We start from the raw sequence: 15,479 nt of genomic DNA, 5'->3' as shown, positions 1-15,479 counted from the left end.
TTTTTTGAAGGAATCATCAAATACTCGTTTGCTCATATAATCAAATTTAAAAGTTTCTAGTTAAATCTGACAACTAAATTCCTCCAGTCAAATGTAGCAACTCCACAAAAGCCTTTGCCAGTATATTAATCACCAAGACCTTGTCTTTTTTTACTGCTCTTTTCATATGAATTGTCGCCAATCGTTATAAATTAGTTGGTAGAATTCCTTTATTGGTTACTTTCAAACTTTTTATAAGATTAAAGCGTTTTATCAAGCATTAGCTTCAGCTCACTTAACTAAAGTAGATTTTGTAATTAAGTGATTGTTTACCCAGTGTATCACATCTGATGTTTCTAATTCTTGTTGCGCGTTAAAAGTTTTTTCTATATCCCATGAAACTCCATTTCCTTCAGCAAAAACGACCCTGTATTTCTTAATTACATCGTCAGGATCCTGAACAAGATCAGCTTTAAGTTTCCGTAAGCTCCATTCTACTCTATGTACTTTATTATCTGAAATTGTAGCTATAATATCAGCCAGTTGACCGTAAGTAATCGTATCGCCACCAGTGTAAACGACACTATTCATTATTCGGGGCTGATAATAACAAATCTCTGCTGTCAATTTCCCAATGTCCTCGGGTGTAGTCACTGTTACAGCATTTTTCCAACTTCCAAGTGCATGCACGGTGCTGTTTGCTAAGTCAACCACCCCAAAAGATGGTTCAAACAGAAAGCTTGTGAACATTCCGGTCGAGATGATCACCCATTCAGTTTTGTGTTGTGACCGTAAACGATCGCGAACGTCCAGTTGCTCGTCAAAAAGATCCTGAGCGCTACCTCTTCCAATAACGTCGTAATCAACGCCAAACTGCCAGGGAAAATAGCGCTTGACCCTGGCAGTTAGTATTGCCTCAACCAACTTAATCTGAAGCCCCCGACCTGTTACAAATCCAGTGCAGGATATAACTGTATGAAAGCGATTGAAAATACCGGAGAGTTCGGCAACTGAAGCAGACAGATCACCTGGAATAATCTCCACGCCAAGCAACCTAAGTTCGGCGATATCCCGTATCTTGGCACGGTCCTTTGATTCGATTGTTGATGGCTTTAGCAGTACCGTAATTGTTTCTACAGAAGAACGCGATGGATGCTGCGCCAAATTGCGTAACACTGTCATGCCAAGTTCACCAGCTCCTAACACCAGTATTGAAGTATTATCCATTTTTTCTTTTATTTGTTAAAATTAAATCTAAAGCTCTAAGCCATTCACATTTCAGATATTGCTTCAACTTTAACTTCATTGTTTTAGAGGGTTCACTTTAATCACGATCTTGCCAAAAGCACCCTCTTCTAGTCGCCGGAAAGCATCAGGTGAATTCTCGAAGGTATGAACGCTATCAATAACCGGATTAATCCTGTGGACGTTAAAAAAGTCAATCATTTCCTCAAATGCTTTTCGATGACCTGTAGAAATACCCTGCAGGTTTATCTGTTTAATTATAACCGGAAACATATTGAAACTAATTTCGGGATGTTCAAGGAATCCAATTAATGTGATCAGGCCTGATGTTTTGGTTGCCCTGATGGATTTATTTAAATCACCTCCTGCCACCTCTAACACTTCGTCGACACCTTCATTATGAGTCAACTCCAAAACCCGTTCATCCCAATTTGGTTCAGACGTGTAATTAATATAGTGGGAAGCCCCCAATTGAAGTGCTTTTTCACCTTTAGTATTCTGGCTAGTTATAACAGTTGCTTCTACTCCCATTGCTTTGGCTATTTGTACCGCGAAAAGCGCAACGCCGCCGGTTCCCTGAATTAGGACAGTATTGCCCCTTTTTAACTGTCCGATGCTATTAAGCGCATACCAGGCGGTTAATGCGGCTATAGGCAAAGTACAAGCCTCTTCATCAGTTAAATACGCCGGCGACATTACCAAACCGTTTTCATGGGCTACCATGAATTCAGCAAGGGCACCCTGCAGTGGGCCGCCAAACATAAAGTCTGCCTCATCTGGCTTCCTCGGATCGTCTAACCAATTTGAATGGAGATGCGTTAATACCCGGTCGCCTTCTTTAAATCTTCTTACACCACTCCCTATGGCTACAATTACACCCACTGCGTCAGAAACCAGCGTTAAAGGTCCGTTCTTTAATATGTCAGCGCTATAGTTTCCCTCTAATATCGCTTTGTCCCGATAGTTAAGAGAAACGGCAGATACTTTAATTAACACCTCATTAAAATTCGGAACAGGAACGGAAATAATATCCATGCTAAAATTGTTCATTCCGAAATCATGCAATCGCCATGCTTTCATTTTATTTTTCATCAATCATTTTTTTGTAAAGATATTGGCCGTTCCGACATGGAAAGTTGCGACAATCAATTCAATAATTGCTCAAATCAATTATTCCGTAAATAAAAATTGCTTCGGGGTCAAACTTGCATTGAGTCACCTCTAACTATGGTATTCTAGTTATAAGCCTTCTAACCGAATCAGCAAGTCAATAAAATAAGCTTGTTTACTGCTCTATCAAACCATACCAATGCTTGCGAATGACGGTTACAATCACAAATCGTAGGACAGACTTACACGTACTTTTGCACCTTTATAGCAATAAATTGATTGAATTTTACAACTTTTTAGCATTTGGAACTGATACTTTTGATTAAGTTTCTATATCAGATTTTAAATCAATAACAACCAAATAAGCAGCGCCAATGAAAGCATTTAAAAACCAACACAGCTTTGATAAATATGCGGTAATCGCTTTAGCAGTAATTAGTTTAATTACTACGTATTCATGTAGAAGTGAAATAACTGAAACTGATCGAAATAAGAAGTTAATCCTGAATCAATTTAAAAAATGGCAATTAGGCACAGGTTCAGTTTTTGATTTGTTAGATGATCAGGCAATCTGGACCGTTTCTGGTAGTGGGCCGGGTGTCGTATCCGGTAGGTATGTTTCAAAAAAGCAGCTTATGGATAAAGTAGTATACCCAATTTCTGCAAAACTTTCCAGGCGATTGTCCCCGAAGCTCGTCAGTATCCTGGCGGAGGGAAATCTTGTAGTGGCTCAGTGGGAAGGTAATTCGATAGCATTAGACGGCAAGCCCTATAAAAATTCTTACGTATGGTATATGACTCTAAAAAATAATCGTATTATCAAAGTAACCGCTTATTTAGACACTTACATTCTCAATGATCTTATGGAGAGGGTGAAAATCAGCCAGCCGAACAAGCATCTAAATTACGAATAAACTAGTGTTGTAATAAATGGGCAGCTTATCATTTTTTATCTATTAAATTTGGACTACTGCATTATAGCAATTAAGGGCCGTTACGATCTGCGGATGATAAAACCAGGGGATCTACAGAAATACCTAATCTAAAAGAACATGAACAAGAATCAAAACCGCGGCAGTTATCTTATTGATAAGCTTACCTGGATGCCGGAGACTTTGCGAAAGGATATTGGGCAGTTCAATATATTTTCATTAAAAGATAGCGGCGGAAAAACAGTTAACTGTAATATCTATAATCGAAAAGGATATTATAAGATCAGTTTGATTAATGGAAATACAAAGCTGTTTTATGCGGATCAGTCTTTGGAAATAAAAAAAACCGGCTTGCTTTTTTCTAATCCATATGTTCCTTATTCCTGGGAGCATGTGGGTAATGAGCAGTCAGGTGTTTTTTGTGTTTTTTACGATGATTTTTTCAACGCGTCAGTTCATATTAAGGACTATCCTGTATTTAAATTAGGGAATACGCCACTCTTTGAGCTTTCTACAGAACAGGCAGATGAGATCAATGACATTTTTTCAAAGATGTTTGAAGAAATCGAGTCTGATTTTACCTATAAATATGACGTTTTGCGCAACCGGGTACTGGAACTGATTTTTTGCGCACTAAAAATGCAGCCATCAACAGGTAAACAATATAATGAATCAAACGCTAGCCTGCGGGCGGCATCTATGTTTGTTGAATTACTAGAACGGCAGTTCCCTATCGAATCGCCTTTACAAAGAATGAAACTGCGATTTCCTCTGGAATTTGCTAACCAGCTTGGTTTACATGTAAATCACCTCAATAAGTCTTTAAAGAAAATTACCGGAAAAACCACCTCACAGCTCATTGCTGAAAGAATAGTCCAGGAAGCGAGGGGCTTATTAAAACATACGGACTGGAACATTTCGGAGATCGCCTGGTGTCTCGGCTTTGAAGAGGCTCCTCATTTCATAAATTTCTTCAAAAAGAATGAGATACTAAGTCCCAGAGTCTACAGGAAGATTCCTATAGAACAGCATCCCATATTGTAATACTGCCGCTCGCAACTTCGGCTCGTATCCATTTTAAGCTTCACTTATTTACAACACCTACAAAAGTCGCATAACAACCCATTCCCAGGTCGGAATCGAATAAATAGACCCGAGAGACGGCTATTTTAATAATGCTATTTTTCGGCGATTTAATTGTCTTACTTTTAGAATAATCACGCGATCCTTAGCGGTTTGCGGTAGGTAAATTAGGTTTGTATGATGGTCAATAAACATATCTGCCGGTTCAGTACCCATAGGAAGACTTTGATATTTATTTTGCTGTTTATCATAAATAACGAGCCGACCTTTCAACGAAGGATAAGTTATCCAGTCTGACAATAATAAATGATCGGCATTTAAAATTTCTATCCCGTCAAATACGCCAGATTTAGGTCCACCCGCTACTGTTTCCCAAGGAGAATCAGCGCCAAAACCAGATTTGACATACATTTGGCCCTCGCCATTACTATGATGACCTACCGTACAAACATATAGCAAGTTCTTAGTCTCATCATAAACCAGACCATTGGGACCCGGAACATTTCCTATGCCTGTTATTGCTCTCGTCTGGATATTTATGGCGTAAACAATATCTTTAAATGTGTCGGAAACAACAATTAGGTCGCGATTAATGCTTGCGATATCATTTAACAGACCTGCAGACTCACCCATATTTACCTCAAACACTTTTGCCCGGGTGTTAATATCATAACCTACCACCCTGTCTATATCGGCTACGTACAGCGTGGTTCCAATTATTGCCATTCCATGCGGTGAATTTAATTTACCGGTGTCAGGTAAAAAATGGCTTATTCTCATTTTGCCCGCTGATGAAATTTCGGAAATAAAACCATCGCCATCTTTGCCGACCTTATTATTACCCGGGCCTATATTCGATACAAAAAATCTTTTCCCGTTCGAAACTACGCTTTCGGGTGAGGAAAAACCCAACACAACTTTTTGAGCTTCGGATTTCAAATTAGTCAGAAAAAGCACCACGAACACCGCAGCAATATTTATTATATTTTTTGTTTTCATACGTCCCTTTTTTTGTTTGATATTAAGTTCGATTATTTAATTCGTAGCCTGGCCTAAAACACCGTAAGCATTGCCGTTGCGTTAGTCACATGTACTTCTGCTATGTGTATTTCTTACACAAGATTATCTAAAATCTTTATAAAGATCATTGCGCGAAACAATCCAATAACTGTAAAAAACAATCCAGGGGATAAGAGTTTTTAGTGCCAATCTTAGCTATAGGGGCGCTTGCGAAATGCACTGAAGACGGACGAATGAATAAGAGGTTTATTGAGTTATCCAGCTTCTTTGAGCATCGATCTTATGCCCATGTATAAGAAAGACGCGAATTATTAACGCTAATTTTATCATTAGTGCTCATCGACCTCAAAAGTGATAGAAGGAAAGGTTTGCCGAACGTTTAAATGTCGGACCAGGCTGGGTGGTACATTTTTAATCAACTCATAATAGCTTATTAATTTCCTCGTTTTGCTGCCACTCATTGGTTCCCAGTTTTTGCCCAGCGGCGAATTCGCATTGTACGTAAAAATAGCCAATTCGTGATTAGAGAACTGCGCACGTAAGGTTTTACCATATTCATACTTTTCAAAATATGGCATGTATGGCTGAGTATGAATAAAGGTAACTGTTTGATAAAGGTGCCTGAAATAGTGTCCAAGGTCGGACTGATGACCATCCAACAGGCAAACAACATTTTTTTCACTCAGATTACCATTTTTCTGTTTTCCGATCTGTTCATCGCGCTCAACTTTACAGTTTTGCAGGTATGTAATAAAATAATCTAATGCTTCTTCGGTAAAATTATATCGGTTTGCCAAATAATCCTTTAATATCGCAGATGATGACGGGCCAACTCCCCAGAAAAAGGAGAGATAAGCGATCTCATATACCTGTTTAGGGCCTATTGCTAAATTCGCACTTTGTACCAGAGGAATAACTTCCATAAGCTCCTCGTACATCGCAATAAAGGCGTCATGTCCCGTTTTTCCTTTGGTTTGAATTTGATCAACATTATTGCGATGGATTTTTAGAAATTCGAAAAAAGTACTTTTAAACCCATTTTTACGTGCGCTCTTAATATTAAACAGTATTGTAATAACAACCAGCAGGACGCTCAAGCTTGTCGTGATCATCGTAGCCTTGCTATTGATGCTGCTTGTCAGACTGTTAGAGATCGTTATAAAGTTAGTTGATAACAGAGGTTTATTACTGTACGGGTCAACCTTTTTAATACGGCTATTTTCAGCGTATCTGTTATACTCGCGTTCCAAATTGGCAGATAGTGTGCTTTGCTCTTTAAAGTGAAAGAAAAGATACGGAAGCATAAAGGCTGAGAAGACACCGAGCGTTCCATACAGTAGAATCCTGTATAGGACATTCAGGAAAACTGACCGATTTCTCAGTCTTTTATAATTGATCTTTTTAACTTTTTCTGACATTATATGATTTTTATCTTATGAAGAATACTATTCTTTGATGGAGAAGGTGGGCTGGTAATCAGGGTATTCCAGTAAGATCCTCAATACCTAGTTGAGAAATAGCTTTCGGAACTGAACCGGGCTTAATCCGGCCTCTCTTTTAAAAAGCCTTGAAAAATAGGGCAAATTTTCGAAACCCAGGCTGTATGCAATTTCTGCGACAGACTGGCGTTCCGATCTTTTAAGCCTGTTTTTAGCTTCCAGAATTAACTGAATATGTATCAGTTCCAAAGCTGTTTTACCGCATTCCTGCTTTAAAAGATCACTGAGATACCTGGGAGAAATATTGAGCATTTCGGCTATATTATGAACAGAGGGCAGCCCCTTGGTTTGAAGAGAACCATTGGAAAAATACAAATTGAGTTCATCCCGAAAACGGGTAACCATTTTTCCCGCAAGTGCTTCTCGATTAACGAACTGTCGTTTATAAAAGCGCTTTGCATATTTAAGCATGGAATCAACATTCGCCAACATCAGTTCGCGGCTAAACTCGTCAGGATTATTATGATATTCATTTTCCAGGATGCGGTACAACTCCCAGACCATCTGTTCTTCTTTCGGAGAAAGGTGCAGGGCTTCGTTTGTTTCATACTCGAAAAAATGATAGTTCTTTATTTCTTCATGCAACGGGTGACCAACAAGAAAGTCTTCGTGAAAGAATATCAAAAAACCGGCTTCCTCGAGTTCTAATTCGCTCATTTCAATCACCTGTCGTGGCCTTATAAAAAGCATGGAGCCGCACTCGTGATCATAGCGAGTGCGTCCATACTTAATAATACCTGATTTTAGTTTTTTGAAACCGATAATATAGAAGTCACCGGTGAATTCCCTGTTGCCGAGCAGGCATGTACGCTTACATTGATATAAGCTGATCAAAGGATGCTCTGGCGGAGGGAAACCGTTTTCACGGTATAATCCACTTAGGCTTTTATAGTGTTTCATATCCTAAAGGTAGTTTAATTTAATGCTTATCGATTGATATTATCTCCGATTTACGCTCCGTGTGCTGCATCGGAAATTTCTTTAAAATCGTTCCAACTCTTCACGCGTTGCTCATAAACACTGGTGATAAATGGGTGAGCCATTTTCCCCAGCAATAAGCGCAATGGTGGGCTTTCGCTTTCGATCATATTGACCACTGCTTTAACTGTAGCTTCCGGCTTGCCCCAGATATCAGGGGTTAGACTTTCATTAAAGGCTTTTTTGAGGGGCTCATAGGTTTCCGAAGCGTCGGTCTGAACAGAGGAGGCGCCTGACCAATCGGTGGAAAATCCGTTTGGCTCGATCATGGTAACATTAATCCCAAAATCTTTCACTTCGCTGGCCAAGGTTTCACTTAAGCCTTCTACAGCAAATTTAGAGGCATTATATAGCCCGAGCACCGGCAAAGTAACTAAGCCTAATATGCTTGAAACCTGCACGATGTGACCGCTTTTTTGAGCCCTCATTACTGGCAGGACGGCCTGGGTTAGCCAAAGCAGCCCAAAAAAGTTCGTCTCTATTTGCATGCGGGCCTGTGCTTCTGTGGTTTCTTCAATGGCACCGAACAGACCATAACCTGCGTTATTTACCAATACATCTATTGCTCCAAAATGCTCATGAACTTTGTTGATGGCTAAGAAACAAGCGTCCCGGTCGTTTACATCTAGCTGTAAGGGAAAAACCGAATCCCCATATTGATGAACCAGATCATCAAGGTCGTTTACATTTCTAGCAGTTACAGCTACCTGGTGACCATTATTTAAAAGGCCTTGTGCCCACAATTTTCCAAAACCTCTTGAGGCCCCGGTTATTAAGATTTTCTTTGACATGATTTCTTTGTTAAAAAGTTATATGACAAAAGTCCATAACCATGAACACAATAATTTATACAAATGTCGGGACTGCTGATACACTTTTACGGCCGAATCGATATTTAAACCGTTTGTAAACTATTCACTAAACTACACTCGATCTTTTTAGCTTCTACGCCTAAGACAAGCATTCGGAATAGAAAGTACTGAGGCCTTGATAGTCAGTAAGTAATGGAATTTTAGTAACAGATCAGCAACAAAAAATCGTACTATTGCGACAGTGTGCTAGCGGAAGCGTATTTTCATTGGTAATTATTAATTCGATTATTAATTTACTGCCTTAGAGATATTGTTTAACCAATTTGTTATATGAACCTATTTAAGGTTGATACCGGATTTTATTTTACTTTGTGAAAGCCCGTACGTTAAGATCATCTACAATTACTAAGGCGTTATAAGCCCTTAAACCTACGCTACCAACTTTAAATTCATTGTCGGTAGCGGTGATAACCGGCTTGTTACTGTTATTAACGTACACTTCAAAGCTGTCGCCGACAGCTTTAATTGAAACGTTATAAATTTTGTTCATTTCTAACGGATAATTGGAGGAAGAGATTGCTTTCCATTGGTTATTACTTGACTTTCCAAACGTTAGTGTGCCTGCCTTAGCATTCAGGCCAACATAGTAGCCCTTGTATGCTTCTGATCCTATTGCCGGCTCTGTTACTCTGAATAATAAACCGGCATCGCCTGCTGTACTTATCGATATGTTAGCACTGTATATAAAATCAGCAAATTTAGTGGCTGTTGCAATTGCTTTTATACCAGGGCCTGAACGGCCATCTTCATTAGGAGCAGAATGGATGGCATTATCTTTATAATACCATGCACCTCCGTATACCACCAGTCCTTTTGAAGTATTGTGATCAAAGTTTTCCAGATAGTTCATATCTGTATATTTCGGCATTCCGATTGTTGGAAATATACTAACGCGCAAGTTCGTTGCCCCAAAAGGAACTAAGGTAACCTCCTCCGTTTTTTCATTCGAAAGTACTGGGCTAAAAGGAACATCAAATGCCGCGGTGCCTTTATAATCCAGCGTCCAAGAAGGGATCAACTTTGCCTTCATTTTAAGCTTTAAGGGTGCTTGTTCTTGAACAAAAGGGTTTTCTGGTATTGAGGATCTTACTAATGTGACGTTTTTATTAATGTCGCCACTTTCCGTCAATAAGCCATAATTCCAGGGGGAGTTTGGAGTAATCTCAGTTTCATAGAAACCTTTTACTGAGAATTCTTTTATATTTTTTTTCTCTTCGTCGATCTTTAATGCGAATACTAACGGTCCCCTTTCAATACTTATGCCGTTATTAACTTGTTGCTCGGTTTTAAGGTGCATAGGAAACTCAAGCACGATTTGGTCCCTGTTGCTCCATTTTCTTTTTATTAGTAACTGCTCACCGCGTTTCACCCCAGAGACTAGTTGCCCGTTGATTTTAACTACAGGCTTAATACACCATGACGGAATTCTAAATCTTAACGGAAAGTATGTGGGTCTATTCAATTTAACATTCATCTTTATCTGCTCCTCGAACGGATAACCGGTCTCCTCATCAATTGTTACCTGCACGTCTTGAGCCACTCTTGCTGTTACGGTCATTGGTCCGTAAGTAATAACAGACAGACCGCCATCAGGTGTAGCTGCCCAGCTGTTTTTAACAAAATAAGGCCATCCCATATGCATGTTGTATCTGCAACAAGGAAAGCCCGAGTATGGGCCGGGAACTATACCGTTTCCATAATCCTGGTTAAACCCATGCGGACCCCGCACACTGATTACCTGATTAGGTAGCGTATAGTAGGTGTGTTGTTTTAAGTCTTTACTGTATTGGGCAGGTAGGGCGTTAAATGCTACTTTTTCAAGTTGATCGCCTATTTGGACATCATGAAGTATTCTTGATGCAGTCTCCAGACTTTGCATCCATTCTACAACGGTACAGGTTTCAACACCTTGTACAGAGCTTTTCCCTGACAATCTTTCGGTGCCTGATGCAAGGCCATGTGGCTGGCCGTTATGTTCCAAAAGGTGGCTTATCCCGTTTTCTAAAGCATCAGTATAATAAGCTGATTGATTGATCTGCGAGTATATAGCGGGAAATTTCAATGCCTGGGCTACATTGACCATATGCTTTGGCTGGTAATCGTTGCCGAAATAATCGAACTGATTTCTATTAAAAATATCCGCCCATGGGTAAGATTGGTTTTTTAGTTTTTCCGCGAGCTGAAGTAAAAACTTTTCTCCAGTTTTATTATATACCCACAAAGCAATTTCTATGTTGTCACCTGCCCTGGATTTGCCCCATTCCTTTAATGGATCCTGATCGAGATTGGCAAGTTCATATTTCAGATACTTTGACAAAAACGGGATAACTCTTGCATCGTTTGTCGCTTCATAATAGCTTTGTAGCGCATACATAAAAGGCATTCTTGGCCACCAGTCTTTCATTTTTACCGGTCCGAACAGACCACTTTCCTGTTGATGATCCAATGTGTAATTCATCCATTTTTGAGCCTTGGCTTTCAATGTATCATTATCTAAGGTGTAGGCCAAGGCAACGAGCCCTTTTAAGTAATATGGTGCTTTTTCCCAGCTGTTCCCACTACCACCCAGCCAGTCTGCGTCTTTTCCAAGATCATTCTTTCCTGGATAGAGCTCTTCTGCATTTCCTGTAAAACCATCTTTTTGCAGTTCAAGTTGCTTTAGCAACCAGCCTTTTGCCTTAATGCTTCCCAGCGGCAGTTGAACGTATACATCCTGTTTTAGTGGCGCTTTATTAAAGCTATACAAGGTTGATTTTTTTTGTTGTGCAACTGCTGCGTTACCCATAGCAAAGGTCAACATTGAACATGCGGCTAAGCGCACTATATACCTGGTTATCATATTTATTTGTTATATATCTTTACCGCTCTCAATTGAGCGTAATTAATTCATTAATTAAGTCGGCTATAAATGCGCTTTTGCAAAGTCTAATTAGTAGTCAACAGTTTATTCAATAGAAACTTTTTTAGTATGGTCATAACTTTCAAATAAAGGCAGGCAACCATATTATAAAGGTGCCTGCCTCATGTTATATTATCACAAAGGTGTTCTTAATTAAAGCCACACAACAAACTTGGTGTCCACCTGTAGCTGTTGAACAAAGAGCTTACACTATACAAATTTCAAAGACCATTAGGTACAATACGTTGAATTAGTTAAGCAATTACCTGATTACCGGGAATTGTGAAATTCTCAATTGTGTACAGCCATAAGGTATCAAAGTTATTTCTTCCATGTGCTTTTCGGTTTCGAATTGAAAAATAGTACTGAACGGTACTGGTCCGGCCATTTCATTATAAACTTGCCACGACGGTATCCGTCTAGCGTTAGTCGTTATCTTGATAGGTGCGTTTTCCTGGTTCCACGGGTATTCCGCCAGTTGTCCGTTGCTCTTTTCAACTTTAAAGTTCTCTGCCAGCTTATCGTTTCTCACATTGGTGAGCCCATAATTCCATGGCGTAGTTGGCTTGATCTCAAAATAGTCAGGGCCATATTCCTGCGGATCCTTCTCGTTTTTCACGAGTTGTTTGTCTTCCCCGATCTTAAGCCCGTACACCAGCGGGCCGCGCTCGATCGATACCGAGTTTTCGTACCAATTATTCTTATAGATATGCATTGGTAAGACCAGCTCCAAAACATCTCCATTTTTCCATCGCCTGGCTACTTTAACGACCTTGTTACCAACTTCTTCACTAAATGCCTCCCCATTGATCTTTATAGTAGCCTTTTTGCACCATGCTGGTATCCTTAAATGAAACGGAAATTCAACTCCGGATTTGCTGCCGATCTGCATTTTAAACCGAACGGTTTCATTGAAAGGGTACTCAGTTTCTTCCACAACAGTTACCGGAACATTGCCAGAAACATTCAAACTCACTTCAGCAGGAGAATAAACAAGCGCGGCAATACCTTTGTCAGCCGTGGCATAGAACAAGTTTTGCACAAATTTGGGCCATCCCTGATGCATGTTAGATGTACAGCAAGGGAAGCCCGTAAGTACGCCATAACACAGGTCAGTACCATGATGATTTACCTCGAAGTTTCTTGTCTTACGGGTGGCGAGCACCTGGTTTGCCTGCTGAAAATATTGATGCGTAACGAAATCATCGGACGCCTGGGCGGGTAGGGCATTAAAGGTGATTTTTTCCAGTTGATCAGCGAACCGGATATTTCCGGTAATTTCCAACATACTTTCTAATGAAAACATCATCTCTACCGCAGAGCACAACTCTGATCCCTGTGTGGGGTTATTGCCATGAAGTGCTTCATCTCCGCCATATAATCCATGAGCCATCCCGTTGAACTTGATAAGGTCATCTAATCCTTTTTGAGTTGCATCCAGATATTTTTGTTCACGATGGTGCTGGTAATAAATGATCGGCTCTTTAAATCCCTGAGCAAGGTTAACACAATGTATACTAGCTTTAGTAGACAGCATCGGCGAGTTGGCAAATGCCTTTGTATAATCAAATGTCTGTTTATGGATGAGGTCACCCAGTTCAAGCAGAAAGCCGTCTTTTGTAATACCATGTAACCAATACACTAACATAAGATTATCACCTCCTCTGTAACGAGCCCAGAATGTCCAATTGTCAAGCGGTTTGTTTGGCAGCTCCTTCAGCTGATACCGAAAGTAGTTCGTCATCAACTTGATAATCCGCTTATCGCCAGTTGCTGAATAATATTGTTTCAGCACTTTAAGCATGACCATTTTTGGCCACCAGTCCTGCGCGTTATCACGCTGTAGACCATTTTCGGGCTCATAATCTTTAGAAGGCCCGAAATATCCGTCAGCACGCTGGCTAGCGATTGACCACTCAATCCAAGGTTTTACCTTTGCTATGAGCTCTTTATCATTAAGTATATACGCTAATGGCAATAAACCATCTAGCCAGTATGGGCCGCGTTCCCACTGATCACCATCGCCACCCAGCCAACCATTCCTCTTACCCATAACGGCCGGGTACAACTGCTCTAAGTTGCCAGTAGAGCCAGTTTTTTGACGAACGAGCATCTCGCGAAGCCAGCCATGCGGTTTGATCGTTCCAAGTGGTAGCTCTTGGTAGGGGTTGGTAGCTGGTGCATTGGTTTGGGCAGCTACTGTTATCGTACTTAAAAGAAGTGCGGATAGTAAAAGGATCTGAAACCTCATAGATATATATGTATTTAGTTACTTAATTTTGGATTTGAGTTGATCACAGATTGCGGTATCATGAATGTTGACCTATCATCACCTGTTGGTTTGTGCGACAACCAACTTTTGCTGGTGAACACGCCAAACCTGATGTTATCACGGCGACGATGGCCTTCCCAGGCAAACTCCCAGCCTAATTCGTCATGGAAACGACCAAATTGAACCGGTTGGGTGTTACCTGGGTTGGTTACCACATAATTCTCTACAAAGCCGTATTGGTATTTTGTGTTTTGTGACAGTTCGGCACCAGTCACCGTTGCTTTAGAGGCGTTGCTAAAGCTGCGAGTGCGCACTTGAGTAACCAACAGCGCCGCTCCGGATGCGTTACCACTTCTCAATTGGCATTCTGCTTTCATAAGCAGCACCTGGGCATATCGAAAATACGGAAAGTCATTTCCCAAATCATAGCGACTTCCTGTTCTCACATCGAATTTATTCATACGGTAACCCTCTGCTTCACCAGTAAACAAGCCATCAGGTAAAGCTTTAGTAAATATAAGTGGTTTTTTATCCTGATCATAAGAACCGACAAGTACGGTAGTTCCGTTAGCAGCAAATTGGGGTCCCATCAACCATGTATTGGCTAAGCGTTGATCATCTGGATCGTAAGTGTCGATAAATTGTGGAACGCCCTTAGCTGAACCCGCTCCCCAAGGTGAGGCTTGCAGGAGTACTTTGTCTTTTAGTGCGCCATGCCAAGAGAACATTTCCGGGAAAAATCCGCCCGCTACGTTCTCGTCAAAGGGTACCGCAAAAATAATCTCCGGAGAGTTTTCGTTTACCGTTGTGAAGGCCTTTCGGTAATCTGTCTCCAGCTTATACTTACCGGAGGCGATGATATCATCACATTCTTTTTCGCATTCAGCCCACTTCGCCTGACCGGTGTATACTGCACTATTTAAATAAACATTGGCCAGTAGCACCTTTGCACCCCATTTATTAAAGCGGCCGTAATAGAGTTTATTATTCTCCTCACTGAGCAAGGGTATTGCCGTCTTTAGGTCATTGATGATAAAATTGCAGATATCTGCCCTGCTCGTTTTGGAAGGAAGTACGGTAGATGTAGAGGTAACCAGCGGCGCGTTACCAAAGTTGTCGCAAATCAGCCAGTAATTAAACGCCCTGGCGACTTTCATCTCGGCTACCAGTTGCTCCCTCGTAACACCTGTTGGCACCGGAACGACCCCCTTTTCCAGTTGTTCAATTACCCGGTTCGCGTTGGTCACGCCCCGGTACAGCGCGTCCCACATGTTTGCTAGCTGGGGGTTTTCGGAGTTCCAGGTATGCAGGTGCATACGTTTGAAGATGCCACCGTCATCCCAGCCCGAAGCGTTTGCGGGCATCACCAATTCATCCGAAGTGGTCTCCTGGATCATGTAATAGTTTGTATGGCCAAACAAACCACGCATATTGGCGTATACGATACCAATCGCCTGATAAGCGTTTTTGTATTCATAAGTCTTTTGGGTAACATCCGAAAATACCTCTTCGTCGAGGTTATTATTACAGGAAAAGGTTAGACCGACAAGTGCAGTCAGAGTTATTGTTTTTATGATCTTTTTCATGAGA

Annotated in this window: 11 protein-coding genes; 2 read left to right on the top strand and 9 right to left on the bottom strand. The window is 40.8% G+C overall.

Annotated elements, in window-relative coordinates; translation table 11 throughout:
• Positions 1-270: 270 nt before the first annotated feature.
• Together ACFOUY_RS06280 and ACFOUY_RS06275 are read right to left on the bottom strand one after the other, a co-directional pair.
• Entirely contained in the window at positions 271-1,206 is a 936-nt protein-coding gene (locus ACFOUY_RS06280) for an aromatic alcohol reductase (RefSeq protein WP_378959621.1), read from the bottom strand.
• A gap of 75 nt (positions 1,207-1,281) precedes the next feature.
• Entirely contained in the window at positions 1,282-2,304 is a 1,023-nt protein-coding gene (locus ACFOUY_RS06275; RefSeq protein ID WP_378959620.1) for a zinc-dependent alcohol dehydrogenase family protein, read from the bottom strand.
• Between the two features lie 404 nt (positions 2,305-2,708).
• On the opposite strand from ACFOUY_RS06275, the gene ACFOUY_RS06270 reads away from it, so the two are divergent.
• Complete coding sequence (locus tag ACFOUY_RS06270) at positions 2,709-3,248, top strand: nuclear transport factor 2 family protein (protein WP_378959619.1); 540 nt, start codon at positions 2,709-2,711, stop codon at positions 3,246-3,248.
• Between the two features lie 138 nt (positions 3,249-3,386).
• The gene (locus tag ACFOUY_RS06265; protein WP_378959618.1) at positions 3,387-4,310 is read left to right on the top strand and encodes a helix-turn-helix domain-containing protein; all 924 of its coding nucleotides are present in this window, start codon (positions 3,387-3,389) and stop codon (positions 4,308-4,310) included.
• 120 nt (positions 4,311-4,430) lie between these two features.
• On the opposite strand, the gene ACFOUY_RS06260 is transcribed toward ACFOUY_RS06265, so the two are convergent.
• From ACFOUY_RS06260 to ACFOUY_RS06230, 7 genes are all read right to left on the bottom strand, one after another.
• The gene (locus tag ACFOUY_RS06260; protein ID WP_378959617.1) at positions 4,431-5,348 is read right to left on the bottom strand and encodes a YncE family protein; all 918 of its coding nucleotides are present in this window, start codon (positions 5,346-5,348) and stop codon (positions 4,431-4,433) included.
• Between the two features lie 350 nt (positions 5,349-5,698).
• Positions 5,699-6,787: a putative phage abortive infection protein gene (locus ACFOUY_RS06255; protein WP_378959616.1), complete on the bottom strand. Its 1,089-nt coding sequence runs from the start codon at positions 6,785-6,787 to the stop codon at positions 5,699-5,701.
• A gap of 87 nt (positions 6,788-6,874) precedes the next feature.
• Positions 6,875-7,768, bottom strand: coding sequence for a helix-turn-helix domain-containing protein (locus ACFOUY_RS06250; protein ID WP_378959615.1), 894 nt, complete (start codon positions 7,766-7,768; stop codon positions 6,875-6,877).
• 50 nt (positions 7,769-7,818) lie between these two features.
• Positions 7,819-8,637, bottom strand: a complete 819-nt coding sequence (locus ACFOUY_RS06245; RefSeq protein ID WP_378959614.1) for an SDR family NAD(P)-dependent oxidoreductase — start codon at positions 8,635-8,637, stop codon at positions 7,819-7,821.
• Between the two features lie 385 nt (positions 8,638-9,022).
• Positions 9,023-11,503, bottom strand: coding sequence for a beta-L-arabinofuranosidase domain-containing protein (locus ACFOUY_RS06240; RefSeq protein ID WP_378959613.1), 2,481 nt, complete (start codon positions 11,501-11,503; stop codon positions 9,023-9,025).
• Positions 11,504-11,879: 376 nt separating this feature from the next.
• A complete protein-coding gene (locus ACFOUY_RS06235; RefSeq protein WP_378959612.1) occupies positions 11,880-13,868 on the bottom strand; it encodes a beta-L-arabinofuranosidase domain-containing protein in 1,989 nt (662 codons plus the stop codon).
• A gap of 14 nt (positions 13,869-13,882) precedes the next feature.
• The gene (locus ACFOUY_RS06230) at positions 13,883-15,475 is read right to left on the bottom strand and encodes a RagB/SusD family nutrient uptake outer membrane protein (RefSeq protein ID WP_378959611.1); all 1,593 of its coding nucleotides are present in this window, start codon (positions 15,473-15,475) and stop codon (positions 13,883-13,885) included.
• Between the last annotated feature and the right edge of the window lie 4 nt (positions 15,476-15,479).

Origin of the sequence: Pedobacter jamesrossensis, from assembly GCF_042650905.1 — a bacterium.
GTDB lineage: Bacteria > Bacteroidota > Bacteroidia > Sphingobacteriales > Sphingobacteriaceae > Pedobacter > Pedobacter jamesrossensis.
This window is presented reverse-complemented; position numbering and strand designations above follow the sequence as displayed.

Bases quoted from the DNA above. Each gene is read 5' to 3' on its own strand.
- ACFOUY_RS06280 (WP_378959621.1), bottom strand. From the start codon at position 1,206: ATGGATAATACTTCAATACTGGTGTTAGGAGCTGGTGAACTTGGCATG.
- ACFOUY_RS06275 (WP_378959620.1), bottom strand. From the start codon at position 2,304: ATGAAAGCATGGCGATTGCATGATTTCGGAATGAACAATTTTAGCATG.
- ACFOUY_RS06270 (WP_378959619.1), top strand. From the start codon at position 2,709: ATGAAAGCATTTAAAAACCAACACAGCTTTGATAAATATGCGGTAATC.
- ACFOUY_RS06265 (WP_378959618.1), top strand. From the start codon at position 3,387: ATGAACAAGAATCAAAACCGCGGCAGTTATCTTATTGATAAGCTTACC.
- ACFOUY_RS06260 (WP_378959617.1), bottom strand. From the start codon at position 5,348: ATGAAAACAAAAAATATAATAAATATTGCTGCGGTGTTCGTGGTGCTT.
- ACFOUY_RS06255 (WP_378959616.1), bottom strand. From the start codon at position 6,787: ATGTCAGAAAAAGTTAAAAAGATCAATTATAAAAGACTGAGAAATCGG.
- ACFOUY_RS06250 (WP_378959615.1), bottom strand. From the start codon at position 7,768: ATGAAACACTATAAAAGCCTAAGTGGATTATACCGTGAAAACGGTTTC.
- ACFOUY_RS06245 (WP_378959614.1), bottom strand. From the start codon at position 8,637: ATGTCAAAGAAAATCTTAATAACCGGGGCCTCAAGAGGTTTTGGAAAA.
- ACFOUY_RS06240 (WP_378959613.1), bottom strand. From the start codon at position 11,503: ATGGGTAACGCAGCAGTTGCACAACAAAAAAAATCAACCTTGTATAGC.
- ACFOUY_RS06235 (WP_378959612.1), bottom strand. From the start codon at position 13,868: ATGAGGTTTCAGATCCTTTTACTATCCGCACTTCTTTTAAGTACGATA.
- ACFOUY_RS06230 (WP_378959611.1), bottom strand. From the start codon at position 15,475: ATGAAAAAGATCATAAAAACAATAACTCTGACTGCACTTGTCGGTCTA.